General features: G+C 61.9%; 14 protein-coding genes. 10 read left to right on the forward strand and 4 right to left on the reverse strand.

Features of this window, described 5'->3' with window-relative positions; translation table 11 throughout:
* Positions 1-343: 343 nt before the first annotated feature.
* From M5G18_RS24065 to rpmE, 3 genes are all read right to left on the reverse strand, one after another.
* Entirely contained in the window at positions 344-1,612 is a 1,269-nt protein-coding gene (locus M5G18_RS24065) for a malic enzyme-like NAD(P)-binding protein (RefSeq protein WP_007952395.1), read from the reverse strand.
* A gap of 184 nt (positions 1,613-1,796) precedes the next feature.
* Positions 1,797-2,579 carry a thermonuclease family protein gene (locus M5G18_RS24070; protein WP_273896977.1) on the reverse strand — a complete coding sequence of 261 codons (783 nt, stop codon included), beginning with the start codon at positions 2,577-2,579 and terminating at the stop codon, positions 1,797-1,799.
* Between the two features lie 41 nt (positions 2,580-2,620).
* Entirely contained in the window at positions 2,621-2,839 is a 219-nt protein-coding gene (gene rpmE / locus M5G18_RS24075) for a 50S ribosomal protein L31 (protein ID WP_007952398.1), read from the reverse strand.
* 168 nt (positions 2,840-3,007) lie between these two features.
* Between rpmE and M5G18_RS24080 the strand changes: the two genes are divergently transcribed.
* The 10 genes from M5G18_RS24080 (at position 3,008) to M5G18_RS24125 (ending at position 15,769) form a co-directional block, all read left to right on the forward strand.
* Positions 3,008-5,227 carry a primosomal protein N' gene (locus tag M5G18_RS24080; protein WP_273896976.1) on the forward strand — a complete coding sequence of 740 codons (2,220 nt, stop codon included), beginning with the start codon at positions 3,008-3,010 and terminating at the stop codon, positions 5,225-5,227.
* 210 nt (positions 5,228-5,437) lie between these two features.
* On the forward strand, positions 5,438-7,174 hold the full coding sequence (gene argS / locus M5G18_RS24085) for an arginine--tRNA ligase (protein ID WP_273896975.1): 1,737 nt from the start codon (positions 5,438-5,440) through the stop codon (positions 7,172-7,174).
* Position 7,175: 1 nt separating this feature from the next.
* The gene (locus M5G18_RS24090) at positions 7,176-7,892 is read left to right on the forward strand and encodes an SPOR domain-containing protein (protein WP_039772438.1); all 717 of its coding nucleotides are present in this window, start codon (positions 7,176-7,178) and stop codon (positions 7,890-7,892) included.
* A gap of 155 nt (positions 7,893-8,047) precedes the next feature.
* The gene (gene hslV, locus M5G18_RS24095; protein ID WP_003196958.1) at positions 8,048-8,578 is read left to right on the forward strand and encodes an ATP-dependent protease subunit HslV; all 531 of its coding nucleotides are present in this window, start codon (positions 8,048-8,050) and stop codon (positions 8,576-8,578) included.
* 55 nt (positions 8,579-8,633) lie between these two features.
* On the forward strand, positions 8,634-9,971 hold the full coding sequence (hslU, locus tag M5G18_RS24100; protein WP_127796670.1) for an ATP-dependent protease ATPase subunit HslU: 1,338 nt from the start codon (positions 8,634-8,636) through the stop codon (positions 9,969-9,971).
* A 76-nt stretch (positions 9,972-10,047) separates the two neighbouring features.
* Positions 10,048-10,425: a gamma-butyrobetaine hydroxylase family protein gene (locus tag M5G18_RS24105; RefSeq protein ID WP_085698107.1), complete on the forward strand. Its 378-nt coding sequence runs from the start codon at positions 10,048-10,050 to the stop codon at positions 10,423-10,425.
* Positions 10,426-10,683: 258 nt separating this feature from the next.
* The gene (gene phaC / locus M5G18_RS24110) at positions 10,684-12,363 is read left to right on the forward strand and encodes a class II poly(R)-hydroxyalkanoic acid synthase (protein ID WP_039772445.1); all 1,680 of its coding nucleotides are present in this window, start codon (positions 10,684-10,686) and stop codon (positions 12,361-12,363) included.
* A gap of 68 nt (positions 12,364-12,431) precedes the next feature.
* On the forward strand, positions 12,432-13,286 hold the full coding sequence (phaZ, locus tag M5G18_RS24115) for a poly(3-hydroxyalkanoate) depolymerase (protein WP_007952412.1): 855 nt from the start codon (positions 12,432-12,434) through the stop codon (positions 13,284-13,286).
* 151 nt (positions 13,287-13,437) lie between these two features.
* Positions 13,438-15,120 carry a class II poly(R)-hydroxyalkanoic acid synthase gene (gene phaC / locus M5G18_RS24120; protein WP_179692938.1) on the forward strand — a complete coding sequence of 561 codons (1,683 nt, stop codon included), beginning with the start codon at positions 13,438-13,440 and terminating at the stop codon, positions 15,118-15,120.
* Between the two features lie 28 nt (positions 15,121-15,148).
* Positions 15,149-15,769, forward strand: coding sequence for a TetR/AcrR family transcriptional regulator (locus tag M5G18_RS24125; protein WP_007952414.1), 621 nt, complete (start codon positions 15,149-15,151; stop codon positions 15,767-15,769).
* Positions 15,770-16,026: 257 nt separating this feature from the next.
* Here M5G18_RS24125 and M5G18_RS24130 read toward each other — a convergent pair whose 3' ends face one another.
* Complete coding sequence (locus tag M5G18_RS24130) at positions 16,027-16,878, reverse strand: phasin family protein (RefSeq protein ID WP_273896959.1); 852 nt, start codon at positions 16,876-16,878, stop codon at positions 16,027-16,029.
* Positions 16,879-16,881 lie beyond the last annotated feature (3 nt).

Here is a 16,881-nt window from a genome sequence, read left to right on the forward strand (position 1 = left end):
TGCTAAAAAGCCCCGCCTTCGTGAGGAGTGCGGGGCTTTTTGTTTTCTGTCGTACTGAGAATGGCGTTTCACATCAAGAGCCGCCCTCACCCTAGCCCTCTCCCAGGGGGAGAGGGGACCGACCGAGGTGTCTGGCGCTGTACGTCGACCTGAATAACCGAGTCGATTATGGATTCACAGCAGGACCTTCACGTCGGCGTAACTCACCAATATCCCCCATTCGGTCCCCTCTCCCCTTGGGAGAGGGTTAGGGTGAGGGCCGCCCTTGAAGCCGGAACGCATTTTCACGAGCAAAAAAAACCCCGCTTAAAAAGCGGGGCTCTTCATGAAGCGCTACAACGACTTAGCCGTTGAACACGTCATCCACGCTTTTCAGCGGGTAGTTCTTCGGATACGGCAGGGTCGCCACACCAGTCTCGATCGCGGCCTTGGCCACGGCGTCGGAGATCACGGTGATCAGGCGCTTGTCCATTGGCTTCGGAATGATGTACTCACGGCCGAATTCCAGGGAGATACCGCCGTAGGCGTCGCAGACTTCCTGAGGGACCGGCAGCTTGGCCAGTTCGCGCAGGGCGTTGGCGGCAGCGATCTTCATTTCTTCGTTGATGCGCTTGGCACGAACGTCCAGGGCACCACGGAAGATGAACGGGAAGCCCAGTACGTTATTGACCTGGTTCGGGTAGTCCGAACGGCCGGTGGCCATGATCACGTCGTTACGGGTGGCGTGAGCCAGTTCCGGGGAGATTTCCGGATCCGGGTTGGAACAGGCGAAGACGATCGGGTTGGCCGCCATGCGCTTGAGTTGCTCGGCGCTCAGCAGGTTCGGGCCCGACAGACCCACGAATACGTCAGCGCCTTCGATGGCGTCGTCCAGGGTGCGCTTCTCGGTAGGGTGAGCGAACACAGCCTTGTACTGGTTCAGGTCGTCACGGCCAGCGTGGATCACGCCAGTACGGTCAACCATGAAGATGTTCTCGACCTTGGCGCCCATGCTCACCAGCAATTTCATGCAGGAGATGGCGGCTGCGCCAGCGCCCAGGCAGACGATCTTGGCGTCGGCCAGGGTTTTGCCAGCGATTTCCAGGGCGTTGATCATGCCCGCAGCGGTCACGATCGCGGTGCCGTGCTGGTCATCGTGGAATACCGGAATGTCGCACTGCTCGATCAGAGCGCGTTCGATCTCAAAGCACTCAGGCGCCTTGATGTCTTCCAGGTTGATGCCACCGAAGGTGATGGAAATGCGTTTTACGGTGTCGATGAAGGCTTGCGGGCTTTCGGAGTCGACTTCGATGTCGAAGACGTCGATGCCGGCGAAGCGCTTGAACAGCACGCCTTTACCTTCCATGACTGGCTTGGAAGCCAGTGGGCCGAGGTTACCCAGGCCCAGAATCGCGGTGCCATCGGAAATGACTGCAACCAGGTTGCCCTTGCCGGTGTACTTGTAGGCCAGTTCAGGATCGCGGGCGATCTCGCGCACTGGTTCAGCTACGCCGGGGCTGTAGGCCAGCGACAGGTCGCGGGCGGTAGCAGTGGCCTTGGTGAGCTCGACACTCAGCTTTCCTGGACGAGGATTGGCGTGATATTCGAGAGCGGCAGTTTTCAGATCAGACATTTTGGCATTCCGCTTTTTACTGTTGGACAGACTGGTCAGCGAGGATACGCGCCTCGCAAAGTCCCCACAAGACTGCCCGGTCACCCCTGTCAAGCGCCCTGCCCTACGACTTTGGGCCAAGAGCCACGGCGCACAAGGGCTAGACTGTTCACAATCGATAGAAAAAATGTCTACAATTTTTTCTTCAACGAGACGGCTGGAGCATCGAAGGATCGGTCAGCGGCAGCAGCCAGCGCGCCTGACCTGATTTCAGTCCACCGCGCCGGGAACGGTCGACCACCCAGCCACGAGCCTCGATCTGCTTGCCCTTCAAGGCCTGCAGAGAGGAGGCATCGAAGCGATCCAGCAGATTGGGTGCAACACGCAGTACAAGCTTGTCCTGCAACTCGATCCAGATTCCGCCGCGATTGCGTTGAACCTTGCTCACACGACCGCTGACCAGCGCGAAACCCGAGCGCTCGATCTGCTCCGCTTTCAGTACAGGTGAGCGTTTCCACAGGCCCAGCCCGGCCTTTCGCGCGCGGCGTTCGGCGGCTTGCTGGCAATCGACCAGATCGACATTCGGCGCCACCGCGACCTGGAAACCGAGGCCATCGGCGAGCATCTGCGCTTCGAGATTCTCACCCTTGGCGCTGAAAACATGAGCCAGAGTGCGGCCGTAATGGTCTTTGGGCTGGGCACCAAGGCGCAAGCCAACCCGCCCGTCGCTCTCGGCGACCAGAGCTTCGAGGCGTTTGCGCGCAGCCACGGCAAACGGCTCGTCGCTGCGACCCTGCTTGCCGAGTTCGGGCGTATTGAGGCCGATCATCCGCACATTGCGCCCGTCGTTCAGGCGCAGGGTGTCGCCGTCGACCACCCGCTGCACCGTGGCGCTGTCCAGCCCGGACGGCGCCGGGCAGAAGGCCTGGGCGGCGGAGAGCCAAATCGCGGACACAAAAAAGGCGCCCGCAAGGGACGCCTTTTTCATCAGACCGGAAAAGCCTTTGAGGTTTTCCAGAATGAAGGGCCTTAGGCCTTTTTCGCGCCGAAAGCACCGAAACGGTCGGCGAACTTCTGAACGCGACCACCGGTGTCCAGAGTCTTCTGCTTACCGGTGTAGAACGGGTGGCACTCGTTGCAAACGTCGATCGCCAGGGCTTTGCCGAAGGTCGAACGGGTTTCGAACTTGTTGCCGCAGCTGCAAGTTACTGCAACTTCTGGGTAATTCGGGTGGATATCGGCTTTCATGGTGTTTTCCTCAGCTGGCGTGCCGCCATCCAACACGATTGTTGAATACCGCACGTAATTAGGCCGCGGATTCTACCAGACAATGCTAATCACGCAAGCTGTCGCTGAGACCGACCGTCTGCTAGGCTCCCGGCCTTCTTTACCGCCCCAGCATCGAGAACTCCCCGCGTGCCCGACGCCATTCTGCGCCTCGCCCTGCCTTCGCCCCTGCGCCGCCTGTTCGACTATCGGGCCCCGGCCGGCGTGCTGCGCTCGCAGTTGCAACCGGGCATGCGTCTGCGGGTGCCGTTCGGCCGACGGGAGATGATCGGGATTCTGGTGGAGGTCACTGACACCAGCGAAGTGCCGGTGGAAAAGCTCAAACCGGCACTGGCGCTGCTCGACGCCACCGCTCCGCTACCGCCGGCGCTGTTCAAGCTGTGCCTGTGGACGGCTCAGTATTATCAGCACAGCCTCGGCGACACGCTGAGCTGGGCTTTGCCGGTGCTATTGCGTCAGGGCGAACTGGCCGAGGCCCGGCAGGAACGCTTCTGGTCCGCCGCACCCGGCGCCAGCCTCGATGACCCGCGTATCGCTCGCGCCCCGCGCCAGCGTGAAGCCCTGGCAACACTGGCCCAGCATCCCCACGGCGTCGCCCATCAGTTGCTGAGCAAACTGATGCTGAGCAAGGACAGCCTCGATCTGCTGCTGGCCAAGGATCTGGTCCAGGTCGAAGTGCGCCGCCACGCCCCCGGCGCGCGCCATGAACACTGGCTGGCCCAGCCGGAGTTGCCGCTCAACAGCGAACAACGCGCTGCGTATGAGGCGATTCGCGCCGGGTTCGACAGTTATCACGCCTTCCTGCTCGCCGGGGTCACCGGCAGCGGCAAGACCGAAGTCTATTTGCAGTTGATCCGCGAAACCCTCGAGGCCGGCAAACAGGCGCTGGTGCTGATCCCGGAGATCAACCTCGGCCCGCAGACCCTCGCCCGCTTCGAACAACGCTTCAATGCGCGCATCGCCCTGCTGCACTCGGCGGTCAATGACCGCGATCGTCTGGATGCCTGGCTCGCCGCCCGTGACGGCGAGGCCGACATTATTATCGGCACCCGCTCGGCGCTGTTCACCCCGATGAAGAATCCGGGGCTGATCATCATCGACGAAGAACACGACGGCTCCTATAAACAGCAGGAAGGCCTGCGCTACCACGCGCGGGATCTGGCGCTGGTGCGCGCGCGGCAGGAAAACATCCCGATTGTGCTCGGCTCCGCGACCCCATCCCTGGAAAGCCTGCACAACGCCTACACCGGCCGGTACGGACTCCTGCGCCTGAACGAACGGGCCGGCGGCGCCAAACAGCCACGTTTCCTGCGCCTGGATGTGAAAAGCCGTCCACTGGACAGCGGCATTTCCGGGCCGATGCAGCAAGCCATCGGCCAGACACTTGCCGCCGGCCAGCAGGTATTGGTGTTCCTCAACCGCCGGGGTTTTGCCCCGACTCTGCTGTGCCATGACTGCGGCTGGATGTCCGAGTGCCAGCGCTGCGATGCGCGGATGACCGTGCACCAGCGCTACGGTGAACTGCGCTGCCACCACTGCGGTTACGTCGAGCGCGTGCCGCGCCAATGCCCGAAGTGCAACAAGGTCGACCTGCGGCCCGTGGGCGCCGGCACCGAGCGAGCCGAGGAGCGGCTGGCGATTCTGTTCCCGGACTATCCAGTACTGCGCGTCGACCGTGACAGCACGTCGCGCAAGGACGCCATGAATCAGTTGTTCGCCACGATCCAGAAGGGTCAGCCGTGCATTCTGGTCGGCACGCAGATGTTGGCCAAGGGGCACCACTTTCCCCGAGTTACCCTGGTGTCGATCCTCGATGCCGACGGCGGGTTGTTCTCCGGCGACTTCCGCGCCAGCGAGCGCATGGCGCAGTTGATCGTGCAGGTTGCCGGCCGGGCCGGGCGGGCGGAAGAACCGGGCAAGGTGATCATCCAGACGCATCTGGCCGACCATCCTTTATTGGTGCAACTGACCGAGCAGGGTTACTTCGCCTTCGCCGAGCAGGCCCTGAGCGAACGCCGCGCCGCCGGCCTGCCGCCGTTCGCCCACCTCGCCCTGCTGCGCGCCGAAGCGCACAAGCCGGGGCAGGCCGAAGGCTTTCTTGATGAAGCCTGCAGTGAGGCCGAACGTTTGCTGGCCGAACAGAACCTGAACGGCATTGAACTGCTGGGACCGGTGCCGGCACCGATGGAACGTCGGGCTGGCCGCTTCCGCGCGCAGCTGCTGTTGCAGGCCACGGCCCGGGCGCCGCTGCACCGATTGCTGGCGAGCTGGCTGCTGGTGCTGGAACAGATGCCAAGCGGCCGTGCGGTGCGCTGGTCGCTGGATGTCGACCCCGTCGACTTGTATTGATCTGACGTTCGCCTTCGCGAGCAAGCTCGCTCCCACAGGGAAATGTATTCCAGGGTGGGAGCGAGCCTGCTCGCGAAAGCAGTCTATTTGTCACCACACATCCACATCCTGCCTGCTAAGGTTGGCAAGCCCGTCTTCGCAACGGATAATGCCCAGTTTTTCCACCCGCGCATCGATGCGCCGCCGCGCTTGCGGTCGAAAGAGAAGACCATGAAAGACACCATTCGCCAGCTGATCCAACAAGCCCTCACCCAACTCGTCAACGAAGGTGTGTTGCCTGAAGGCCTGACGCCGGCGATCCAGGTGGAAAACGCCCGGGACAAGACCCACGGCGACTTCGCCAGCAACATCGCGATGATGCTGGCCAAACCTGCGGGCATGAAGCCACGCGATCTGGCGGAAAAAATCATCGCCGCCCTGCCGGCTGACGAGAACGTCACCAAGGCCGAAATCGCCGGCCCAGGCTTCATCAACTTCTTCCAGAACACTCAGGCGCTGGCCTCGCGCCTCGACGCAGCCCTGGCTGACGATCACGTTGGCGTGCGCAAGGCTGGCCCGGCGCAACGCACCGTGGTCGATCTGTCGGCACCGAACCTGGCCAAAGAGATGCACGTCGGCCACCTGCGCTCGACCATCATCGGCGACGGCGTGGCGCGGGTACTCGAATTCCTCGGCGACACCGTCATCCGTCAGAACCACGTCGGCGACTGGGGCACCCAGTTCGGCATGCTGATGGCATACCTGCAGGAAAACCCGATCACCAGCGACGAGCTGTCGGACCTGGAAAACTTCTACCGCGCCGCCAAGCAGCGCTTCGACGAATCTCCGGAATTCGCCGACCGCGCCCGTGGCCTGGTGGTCAAGTTGCAGGCCGGCGACGCTGAATGCCTGGCGCTGTGGACCAAGTTCAAGGACATCTCGCTGTCGCACTGCCAGAAGATCTACGAACTGCTCAACGTCAAACTGACCATGGCCGACGTGATGGGCGAAAGCGCCTACAACGACGACCTGATCAATGTGGTCAACGACCTGAAAGCCGCCGGCATGCTGGTCGAAAGCAACGGCGCCCAGTGCGTGTTCCTCGACGAATTCAAGAACGCCGAAGGCGAGCCGCTGCCGGTGATCATCGTCAAGGCCGACGGCGGCTACCTGTACGCCACCACCGACCTGGCGGCCGTGCGTTATCGCAGCGGCAAGCTGAAGGCCGACCGTGCGCTGTACTTCGTCGACCAGCGTCAGGCCCTGCACTTCCAGCAAGTGTTCGCCGTGGCGCGCAAGGCCGGTTTCGTGACCCATCCGATGGAAATGGAGCACATGGGCTTCGGCACCATGAACGGCGCCGACGGCCGTCCGTTCAAGACCCGTGACGGCGGCACCGTGAAACTGATCGACCTGCTGACCGAAGCGCAGGAACGTGCCTACAGCCTGGTGAAGGAAAAGAACCCTGAGGTTGCCGAAGACGAACTGCGTGCGATCGCCAAAGTGGTCGGCATCGGCGCGGTGAAATACGCCGACCTGTCGAAGCACCGCACCAGCGACTACAGCTTCAACTTCGACCTGATGCTCAACTTCGAAGGCAACACCGCGCCATACCTGCTGTACGCCTACACCCGCGTGGCCGGCGTGTTCCGCAAACTGGGCAAGGATTTCAGCGAAGTCGACGGCCAGATCGTCCTCGAGGCCGCGCACGAGCAGGAACTGGCAGCCAAACTGGCGCAGTTCGGTGAAGTGCTGAACAACGTTGCGGAAAAGGGCACGCCACACACCCTGTGCACTTACCTGTACGACGTGGCCGGCCTGTTCTCCAGCTTCTACGAGAACTGCCCGATCCTCGCCGCCGACACCCCGGCACAAATGCAAAGCCGTCTGCGCCTTGCCGCGCTGACCGGCCGTACCCTCAAGCAAGGCCTGGAACTGCTCGGCCTGGAAACCCTGGAGCGCATGTAAGTTGGCTGCCAAGAAAAAACCTGCACCCAAGCGTGGCGCCAGCCGTTACCAAGCTCCAGCGAAGCAGCCGATTCCGGGCTGGCTGTGGATGGCCATCGGCCTGACGGTCGGCGCGTTCATCGTGTTTCTGATGAAACTGGAGCCGGGCAAGGGCAGCGACACGGTCAAGCGCGAGAAGGTCGAGCAACAGCAACAACAGAAAGCCAGCAAGATCGCCGAGGCCAACAAGACCCCGCCGAGCCCGACGCAACCGGTGAAGCCGAAGTACGACTTCTACACCCTGCTGCCGGAATCGGAAGTGATCGTGCCGCCTGATGCCGTGCCGGAGAAAACCTTGCCGACGCCACAAGTGCCGGCGATCCCGACCACGCCGGTGACCCCGGCCGAAGCGGCGAAGATCGACACCGCACGGGCGCAGGCTGCACTGGCCGGGATCACCCCGCCGCCAGCGCCGCCGGTGACCAAGGCTGCACCGGTGACCAAGTTCTTCCTGCAGGCCGGCTCGTTCCGCAAAGAGACGGATGCCGACAAGGTGCGCGCGCAGATCATTCTGCTCGGCCAGGCGGTCGCGGTTGAATCCGGGACGGTCAAGGATGAAACCTGGTATCGCGTACTGGTCGGCCCGTTCAGCAACCGCGAACAGCTGACCACCGCCCAGAAACAACTGGCGGGCGCCGGCTTCAGCAACCTGTTGTTACAACAACGCCAGAGCCGCTGATTCCCCCCGAATGATCCTTCCCGCGCGCGGCGCGGGGAGGCTCAGCGCAACACCACCGCTCGTCCCCTCTCCCGCCCCGCAGTTGAAATCCTCTCCACCACCCCCATATGAATGGGCATAAGGCATTTTCGCCCCGCAGTGTGGAGACTCTTCCCTTGACCACCATCGTTTCAGTCCGCCGCCACGGCAAAGTCGTCATGGGCGGCGACGGCCAGGTTTCTCTCGGCAACACCGTGATGAAAGGCAACGCGAAGAAAGTTCGTCGCCTGTACCACGGCGAAGTCATCGCCGGTTTCGCCGGTGCCACCGCCGACGCCTTTACCCTGTTCGAACGTTTCGAAGGCCAGCTTGAAAAGCACCAGGGTCACCTGGTTCGCGCCGCCGTCGAACTCGCCAAAGAATGGCGCACCGACCGTTCCCTGAGCCGCCTCGAAGCGATGCTCGCGGTCGCCAACAAGGACGCATCCCTGATCATCACCGGCAACGGTGACGTGGTCGAACCCGAAGATGGCCTGATCGCCATGGGTTCCGGTGGCGCCTATGCGCAAGCCGCCGCCAGCGCCCTGCTGAAGAAGACCGACCTGTCGGCCCGCGAAATCGTCGAGACCGCTCTCGGAATCGCTGGCGACATCTGTGTATTCACCAACCACACCCAGACCATTGAGGAGCAGGATCTCGCTGAATAAGCCTGACGCGGCCCCTGTGCCACGGCTTGTTTCTGCTTGAGGACCGTCAATTATTATGTCCATGACTCCCCGCGAAATCGTCCACGAACTCAACCGCCACATCATCGGCCAGGACGATGCCAAGCGCGCCGTCGCGATTGCCCTGCGCAACCGCTGGCGCCGCATGCAGCTGCCTGAAGAGCTGCGCGTTGAAGTGACCCCGAAGAACATCCTGATGATCGGCCCGACCGGTGTCGGTAAAACCGAGATCGCCCGTCGCCTGGCCAAGCTGGCCAACGCACCGTTCATCAAGGTCGAAGCGACCAAGTTCACCGAAGTGGGCTACGTCGGCCGTGACGTCGAATCGATCATCCGTGATCTGGCCGATGCCGCGATCAAGATGCTGCGCGAGCAGGAAATGACCCGCGTTCGTCACCGTGCCGAAGACGCCGCCGAGGACCGTATCCTCGACGCCCTGCTGCCACCGGCACGCATGGGCTTCAGCAACGAAGAAGCACCGACCCAGGATTCCAACACTCGCCAGCTGTTCCGCAAGCGCCTGCGCGAAGGTCAGCTGGACGACAAGGAAATCGAGATCGAAGTCGCCGAAATGGCCGGCATCGAAATCGCCACGCCTCCGGGCATGGAAGAAATGACCAACCAGTTGCAGAACCTGTTCGCCAACATGGGCAAGGGCAAGAAGAAGGCCCGCAAGCTCAAGGTCAAGGAAGCGCTGAAGCTGGTACGCGATGAAGAAGCCGGTCGCCTGGTCAACGAAGAAGAGTTGAAGGCCAAGGCTCTGGAAGCAGTCGAGCAGCACGGCATCGTGTTCATCGACGAGATCGACAAGGTCGCCAAGCGCGGCAATGTCGGCGGCGCCGACGTGTCCCGCGAGGGCGTGCAACGTGACCTGCTGCCGCTGATCGAAGGCTGCACCGTCAACACCAAGCTGGGCATGGTCAAGACCGACCACATCCTGTTCATCGCCTCCGGCGCGTTCCACCTGAGCAAGCCGAGCGATCTGGTACCGGAGCTGCAAGGTCGTCTGCCGATCCGCGTCGAACTCAAGGCCCTGAGCCCGCAGGACTTCGAACGCATCCTCAGCGAACCGCACGCCTCGCTCACCGAGCAGTACTGCGCACTGCTGAAAACCGAAGGCCTGAACATCCAGTTCCAACCGGAAGGCATCAAGCGTCTGGCGGAGATCGCCTGGCAGGTGAACGAGAAGACCGAGAACATCGGTGCCCGTCGCCTGCACACGCTGCTCGAGCGTCTGCTGGAAGAGGTGTCGTTCAGTGCCGGCGATCTGGCCAGCGCCCACGACGACACGGCGATCCAGATCGACGCCGAATACGTCAACAGCCACCTGGGCGAATTGGCGCAGAACGAAGACCTGTCCCGTTATATCCTGTAAGCCATACTTACAGTGGTCGTGAAACTGTGGGAGCCATCGGCTCCCACAATTTTTTCCACCTGACGGAACGCCGACGATGACCCAACTCCCCACCGACATCAAACTGCACAAAGCCTCGAAAACCCTGTCGCTCAAATACGCGTCCGGCGAGGAATACACCCTGCCCGCCGAATTCCTGCGCGTGCACTCCCCCTCCGCCGAGGTCCAGGGCCACGGCAAACCGATCCTGCAATTCGGCAAGCTGCATGTCGGCCTGACCAAGGTAGAACCGGCCGGTCAGTACGCACTGAAACTGACCTTCGACGACGGTCACGACAGCGGCCTGTTCACCTGGGATTATTTGTACGAGCTGGGGCGACGTTATGACGCACTCTGGGCGGATTATCTGGCCGAGCTCAAAGCCGCCGGCAAAACCCGCGACCCGGACCAGTCCGTCGTCAAGCTGATGCTCTAGTCCGCGCCTCGGACTGTTTAGAGGGCATTTTCTAGATTCATCTGTTTGAATGCTCCGCTAAAGCGGCCCGGGATCGGCTGCTTGCGAAAAAAATCAATCTCGGGTAACCAATGGAACTGGCAAGTTCCCTGCAGTGCTCTACGACTGTAAAGCAGCTATGCAGAATCAACGGTCACCCGAGCAGTAGTACCTGGCATTGGCTGTGGAACTGCACAGCAGAAAACCGGGTACTCGTCTCAGGACAATGGAGCGTCGTAGATGAGTAACAAGAATAACGATGATTTGAAGTACCAGGCCTCGGAGAACACCCTGGGGCTGAATCCTGTCGTTGGGCTTCGCGGAAAGGATCTGCTGGCCTCTGCTCGAATGGTGCTGACCCAGGCCATCAAACAACCGATCCATAGTGTCAAACACGTCACCCAGTTCGGCCTCGAACTGAAGAACGTGCTGTTCGGCAAATCAGACCTGCAACCGGCGGGCGATGACCGTCGCTTTGTCGATCCGGCGTGGAGTCAGAACCCGCTGTACAAACGTTACCTGCAAACCTACCTGGCGTGGCGCAAGGAACTCCATGCCTGGATCGACGACAGCAGCCTCTCGCCCAAGGACATTGCGCGCGGCCACTTCGTGATCAACCTGATGACCGAAGCCATGGCGCCGACCAACACCGCGGCGAATCCGGCGGCGGTCAAACGCTTCTTCGAGACCGGCGGCAAGAGCCTGCTCGACGGCCTCTCGCACCTGGCCAAGGATCTGGTACACAACGGCGGCATGCCGAGCCAGGTCAACATGGGCGCGTTCGAGGTCGGCAAGAGCCTGGGCGTGACCGAAGGCGCGGTGGTGTTTCGCAACGACGTGCTGGAGCTGATCCAGTACAAGCCGATCACCGAGCAAGTGCACGAGCGCCCGCTGCTGGTGGTGCCGCCGCAAATCAACAAGTTCTATGTATTCGACCTCAGCCCGGACAAGAGCCTGGCGCGCTTCTGCCTGCGCAACAATGTGCAGACCTTCATCGTCAGCTGGCGCAACCCGACCAAGGAACAGCGCGAGTGGGGCCTCTCGACTTACATCGAAGCCCTGAAGGAAGCGGTCGACGTGGTCACCGCGATCACCGGCAGCAAGGACGTCAACATGCTCGGCGCCTGCTCCGGCGGCATCACCTGCACCGCCTTGCTCGGCCACTACGCGGCGATCGGCGAGAACAAGGTCAACGCCCTGACCCTGCTGGTCAGCGTGCTCGATACAACGCTGGACAGCGACGTCGCGCTCTTCGTCGACGAGCAGACCCTGGAGACCGCCAAGCGCCATTCGTATCAGGCCGGCGTGCTCGAAGGCAAAGACATGGCCAAGGTCTTCGCCTGGATGCGCCCGAATGATCTGATCTGGAACTACTGGGTCAACAACTACCTGCTCGGCAACGAGCCGCCGGTGTTCGACATCCTGTTCTGGAACAACGATACGACTCGACTGCCGGCCGCGTTCCACGGCGACCTGATCGAGATGTTCAAAAACAATCCACTGATCCGCCCCAATGCACTGGAAGTGTGCGGCACGCCGATCGACCTCAAGCAGGTGACCGCCGACATCTTCTCGCTGGCCGGCACCAACGACCACATTACCCCGTGGAAGTCCTGCTACAAGTCGGCGCAGCTGTTTGGTGGCAAGGTGGAATTCGTGCTGTCCAGCAGCGGGCATATCCAGAGCATCCTGAACCCGCCAGGCAACCCGAAATCGCGCTACATGACCAGCGATGAAATGACCGCCAATGCCGATGACTGGCAGGAAAACTCGACCAAGCACGCCGACTCCTGGTGGCTGTACTGGCAGGCGTGGCAGGCCGCGCGTTCAGGCGAGCTGAAAAAGGCGCCGACCAAGCTGGGCAACAAGGCGTATCCGGCAGGCGAAGCTTCACCGGGCACTTACGTTCACGAGCGGTAACCGACACACCTCACTCCCTTTCGGGAGTGAGGTGAACACTGAGATTGCGACCCACAGGGCCTTGAAGCATGCCGCACCCGTTCATCTTTCGAACCGTCGAGCTGGATGGCCAGACCATCCGCACGGCGGTCCGCCCCGGCAAGCCTCACTTGACGCCCTTGCTGATATTCAACGGCATCGGCGCCAACCTGGAGCTGGTGTTTCCTTTTGTCGCGGCGCTGGATCCGGACCTGGAAGTGATCGCCTTCGACGTGCCCGGTGTCGGTGGTTCCTCGACGCCGAGCCGACCGTATCGCTTTCCTGGGCTGGCGAAGCTCACCGCGCGGATGCTCGATTACCTCGACTACGGACAGGTCAACGTGATCGGCGTGTCCTGGGGTGGCGCGCTGGCGCAGCAGTTCGCCTACGACTATCCCGAGCGCTGCAAGAAGCTGGTGCTGGCGGCGACCGCTGCCGGTGCGGTGATGGTGCCGGGCAAGCCGAAAGTACTGTGGATGATGGCCAGCCCACGGCGCTACATCCAGCCGTCCCACGTGATCCGCATCGCCCCGATGATCTATGGCGGCTCGTTCCGCCGCGACCCGACACTCGCCGCCAGCCATGCGGCCAAGGTGCGTTCGGCGGGCAAACTCGGCTACTACTGGCAACTGTTCGCGGGCCTGGGCTGGACCAGCATTCACTGGCTGCACAAGATCCACCAGCCGACGCTGGTGCTGGCCGGCGATGACGATCCGCTGATCCCGCTGATCAACATGCGCATGCTCGCCTGGCGAATCCCCAACGCGCAGCTGCACATCATCGACGACGGACATCTGTTCCTGATTACCCGGGCCGAGGCGGTGGCGCCGATCATCATGAAGTTCCTCCAGGAGGAACGTCAGCGTGCGGTGATGCATCCGCACCCGACACCGCTGGGCGGATAACCGTCCCGGCACGGATTTCTGGACAGCGTCTTGCAACGCTTCCGCACAGGTGCGTGGCAGGAGGCCGCGCAGGCAACAACCCGCAACAGCGTCTATGGTGTTCTGGTTCGGTGTGTTTGTTTTTGGCCTGAAGACGAAGGAGTGTTGAGTCATGCGTGACAAACCAGCGACGGGCGTCGTGCCCAGCCCCGCCGTGTTCATCAATGCACAGAGTGCCATGACCGGTCTGCGCGGCCGGGACCTGATCTCGACCTTGCGCAACGTCGCGGCCCACGGGCTGCGAAATCCGATCCACAGTGCAAAACACGCCTTGAAGCTGGGAGGCGCGCTCGGACGCGTGCTGCTCGGCGAAACCCTGCACCCGACCAATCCGCAGGACAGCCGCTTCGCCGATCCGGCGTGGAGCCTCAATCCGTTCTATCGGCGCAGCCTTCAGGCTTATCTGGCCTGGCAGAAACAGGTCAAGAGCTGGATCGACGAGAGCAGCATGAGCGACGACGACCGCGCCCGCGCGCACTTCGCCTTCACCCTGCTCAACGACGCCGTGGCGCCTTCCAACACCCTGCTTAATCCGCTGGCTGTGAAGGAGCTGTTCAACTCTGGCGGCCACAGCCTGGTGCGCGGTCTCAGCCATCTGTTCGATGATCTGCTGCACAACGACGGCCTGCCACGCCAGGTGACCAAACAGGCTTTCGAAGTCGGCAAGACCGTCGCCACCACCACCGGCTCGGTGGTGTTTCGCAACGAAATGCTCGAGCTGATCCAGTACCGGCCGATGAGCGAAAAGCAGTATTCGAAACCGCTGCTGGTGGTGCCGCCGCAAATCAACAAGTACTACATTTTCGACCTCAGCCCGAGCAACAGCTTCGTCCAGTTTGCGCTGAAGAACGGCTTGCAGACCTTCATGATCAGCTGGCGCAACCCGGATGTACGCCATCGCGAATGGGGCCTGTCGACCTACGTCGAAGCCGTGGAAGAAGCGATGAACATCTGCCGGGCGATCACCGGCGCCCGCGAGGTCAACCTGATGGGCGCCTGCGCCGGCGGCCTGACCATCGCCGCGCTGCAAGGGCATCTGCAGGCCAAGCGGCAGTTGCGGCGGGTCTCCAGCGCCACCTATCTGGTGAGCCTGCTCGACAGTGAAATGAACACCCCGGCCACCCTGTTCGCCGATGAGCAAACGCTCGAAGCGGCCAAGCGGCGCTCCTATCAGAAAGGCGTGCTGGACGGCCGCGACATGGCCAAGGTGTTCGCCTGGATGCGCCCCAACGATCTGATCTGGAGTTATTTCGTCAACAACTACCTGCTGGGCAAGGAGCCGCCGGCATTTGACATTCTCTACTGGAACAACGACAGCACCCGCCTGCCCGCCGCGTTTCACGGCGACATTCTGGACTTCTTCAAGCACAACCCGTTGACCCATCCGGGTGGCCTGGAAGTGTGCGGCACGCCGATCGATCTGCAGAAGGTCACGGTCGACAGCTTCAGCGTGGCCGGCATGAACGACCACATCACGCCATGGGACGCGGTGTATCGCTCGACGCTGTTGCTGGGCGGTGAGCGGCGCTTCGTGTTGTCCAACAGCGGCCACGTGCAGAGCATCCTCAACCCGCCGGGCAACCCGAAAGCCAATTACGTCGAGAACGGAAAGCTCAGCGGCGATCCACGGGCCTGGTACTACGACGCCAAGAAAGTCGACGGCAGTTGGTGGCCGCAATGGCTGGAGTGGGTTCAGCAGCGCTCCGGCACCCTGCGCGAAACCCAGATGACCCTCGGCAACGCCAATTATCCACCGATGGAAGCGGCACCCGGCACGTACGTGCGTGTGCGCTGACTGACTCAAGCCCTTTTAAGAAGACTGGATGAAAACAAGCGAACGGATCCTCGAATGTGCCCTGCAGTTGTTCAATGAAAAGGGCGAGCCGAACGTCTCCACCATGGAGGTTGCCAATGAAATGGGGATCAGCCCCGGCAACCTCTACTACCACTTCCACGGTAAGGAACCGCTGATTCTCGGCCTGTTCGAGCGCTTCCAGAACGACCTCGCCCCGCTGCTCGACCCGCCCGCCGATGTCGAACTGGCGCCGGAGGATTACTGGCTGTTCCTGCACCTGATCGTCGAACGGTTGGCGCAGTACCGCTTCCTGTTCCAGGACCTGTCGAACCTGGCCGGACGCCTGCCGAAACTGGCCAAGGGCATTCGCCAGTTCCTCAACGTGCTCAAGCGCACCTTGGCGTCATTGCTGGCGCGGTTGAAGGCGTCGGGGCAGTTGGTCAGCGACACTCAGGCGCTGGGGCAACTGGTGGAGCAGATCACCATGACGCTGCTGTTCTCGCTGGACTATCAGCGGATTCTCGATCGCGAAGGGGAAGTGCGGCTGGTGGTGTACCAGATCATGATGCTGGTGGCGCCGCATCTGTTGCCGCCGGTGAAGGTGGCGACGGAGAGGATGGCTTTGCAGTATCTCGAAGATCACGAGTGACCCGAAACCCCCCCTCACCCTAACCCTCTCCCGGAGGGAGAGGGGACTGACCGAGGTGTCTTTTGCTATACGCCGACCTGAAACAGAGTGGCGATTATGGATTCACAAGCGTTAGTGCACGTCGGTAAATCTCGTGAATATCCCCCAATCGGCCCCCTCTCCCTCCGGGAGAGGGCTGGGGTGAGGGGGCTTCTTGGATCAGACAAAAAAAAACGCCCGACCTTCACAGGCCGGGCGTTTTCTTGAGCCCTGAAAAATCAGGACTGACTGGTTGGCGTCGACGGCGTCGATGCAGCAGTCGGAGCAGGCGCCGGGGTTGGAGCCGAGGCGGAGTTCGACGTGCTTGCCAGTGCTGCCGGTGTGGTCACCGGTTTGGGTGCAGCGGCTTTCGGCGCGGCCGGTTTTTTCACTGCTGGTTTCTTCGCCGCAGCCGGTTTGGCGGCAGGCTTGGCAGCGGGTTTGGCGGCAGCGGTTTTCGCTGCTGGCTTGGCCGCAGGTTTGGCGGCTGGTTTTGCTGCCGGCTTGGCGGCGGCCTTGGCGGCAACCGGTTTGGCCGCGGCTTTCGCTGCAGGCTTGGCGGCAGCAGTTTTAGCCGCTGGTTTTGCGGCCGGTTTGGCGGCGGCTTTAGCCAGTGGCTTGGCAGCGGTTTTGGCCGCAGGCTTGGCTGCTGCGGTTTTCGCCGCGACAGGTTGAGCTTTCAGGCCGGTGAGTTTTTCGATCTGCCTGGTCAGGGTATCGACCTTCTTGTGCAGATCCTTCACCTCGTTGCGGCTCGGTACGCCCAAGCGCGAAATCGCACTGTTCAGGCGCTTGTCGAAAGCCCCTTCCAGTTGATCCCAGGTGCCCAGCGCGCGATCTTTCACGCCGCTGATGCGCGATTTTGCCGAGCTTGCAGAGTCCTTGGCAGCATCGACTTTCTTGCCGACCGCAGCCTTGGTGAGCTTCTCGGCTTTCTCGCCGTCTTTGACCAATGTATCGAAGAGCTTGCTGCCGTCAGTGTCGATCTTCGAGTACACGCCTAAACCAGCCAGCCAGATCTTGCGGGAATAGTCTTCGACTTTTCCGATCCACGAGCTGCCTTCTTTATCGGTGTTCTTTTTACCAGCCATCCC

It is taken from the genome of Pseudomonas aphyarum (assembly GCF_028657055.1).
In the GTDB taxonomy this organism is placed as follows: domain Bacteria; phylum Pseudomonadota; class Gammaproteobacteria; order Pseudomonadales; family Pseudomonadaceae; genus Aquipseudomonas; species Aquipseudomonas aphyarum.

What these genes read in the sequence shown, in the direction of transcription:
- M5G18_RS24065 (WP_007952395.1), bottom strand. Translation starts at nt 1,612, where the DNA reads ATGTCTGATCTGAAAACTGCCGCTCTCGAATATCACGCCAATCCTCGT.
- M5G18_RS24070 (WP_273896977.1), bottom strand. Translation starts at nt 2,579, where the DNA reads ATGAAAAAGGCGTCCCTTGCGGGCGCCTTTTTTGTGTCCGCGATTTGG.
- rpmE (WP_007952398.1), bottom strand. Translation starts at nt 2,839, where the DNA reads ATGAAAGCCGATATCCACCCGAATTACCCAGAAGTTGCAGTAACTTGC.
- argS (WP_273896975.1), top strand. Translation starts at nt 5,438, where the DNA reads ATGAAAGACACCATTCGCCAGCTGATCCAACAAGCCCTCACCCAACTC.
- hslU (WP_127796670.1), top strand. Translation starts at nt 8,634, where the DNA reads ATGTCCATGACTCCCCGCGAAATCGTCCACGAACTCAACCGCCACATC.
- M5G18_RS24105 (WP_085698107.1), top strand. Translation starts at nt 10,048, where the DNA reads ATGACCCAACTCCCCACCGACATCAAACTGCACAAAGCCTCGAAAACC.
- phaC (WP_039772445.1), top strand. Translation starts at nt 10,684, where the DNA reads ATGAGTAACAAGAATAACGATGATTTGAAGTACCAGGCCTCGGAGAAC.
- phaZ (WP_007952412.1), top strand. Translation starts at nt 12,432, where the DNA reads ATGCCGCACCCGTTCATCTTTCGAACCGTCGAGCTGGATGGCCAGACC.
- phaC (WP_179692938.1), top strand. Translation starts at nt 13,438, where the DNA reads ATGCGTGACAAACCAGCGACGGGCGTCGTGCCCAGCCCCGCCGTGTTC.
- M5G18_RS24125 (WP_007952414.1), top strand. Translation starts at nt 15,149, where the DNA reads ATGAAAACAAGCGAACGGATCCTCGAATGTGCCCTGCAGTTGTTCAAT.
- M5G18_RS24130 (WP_273896959.1), bottom strand. Translation starts at nt 16,878, where the DNA reads ATGGCTGGTAAAAAGAACACCGATAAAGAAGGCAGCTCGTGGATCGGA.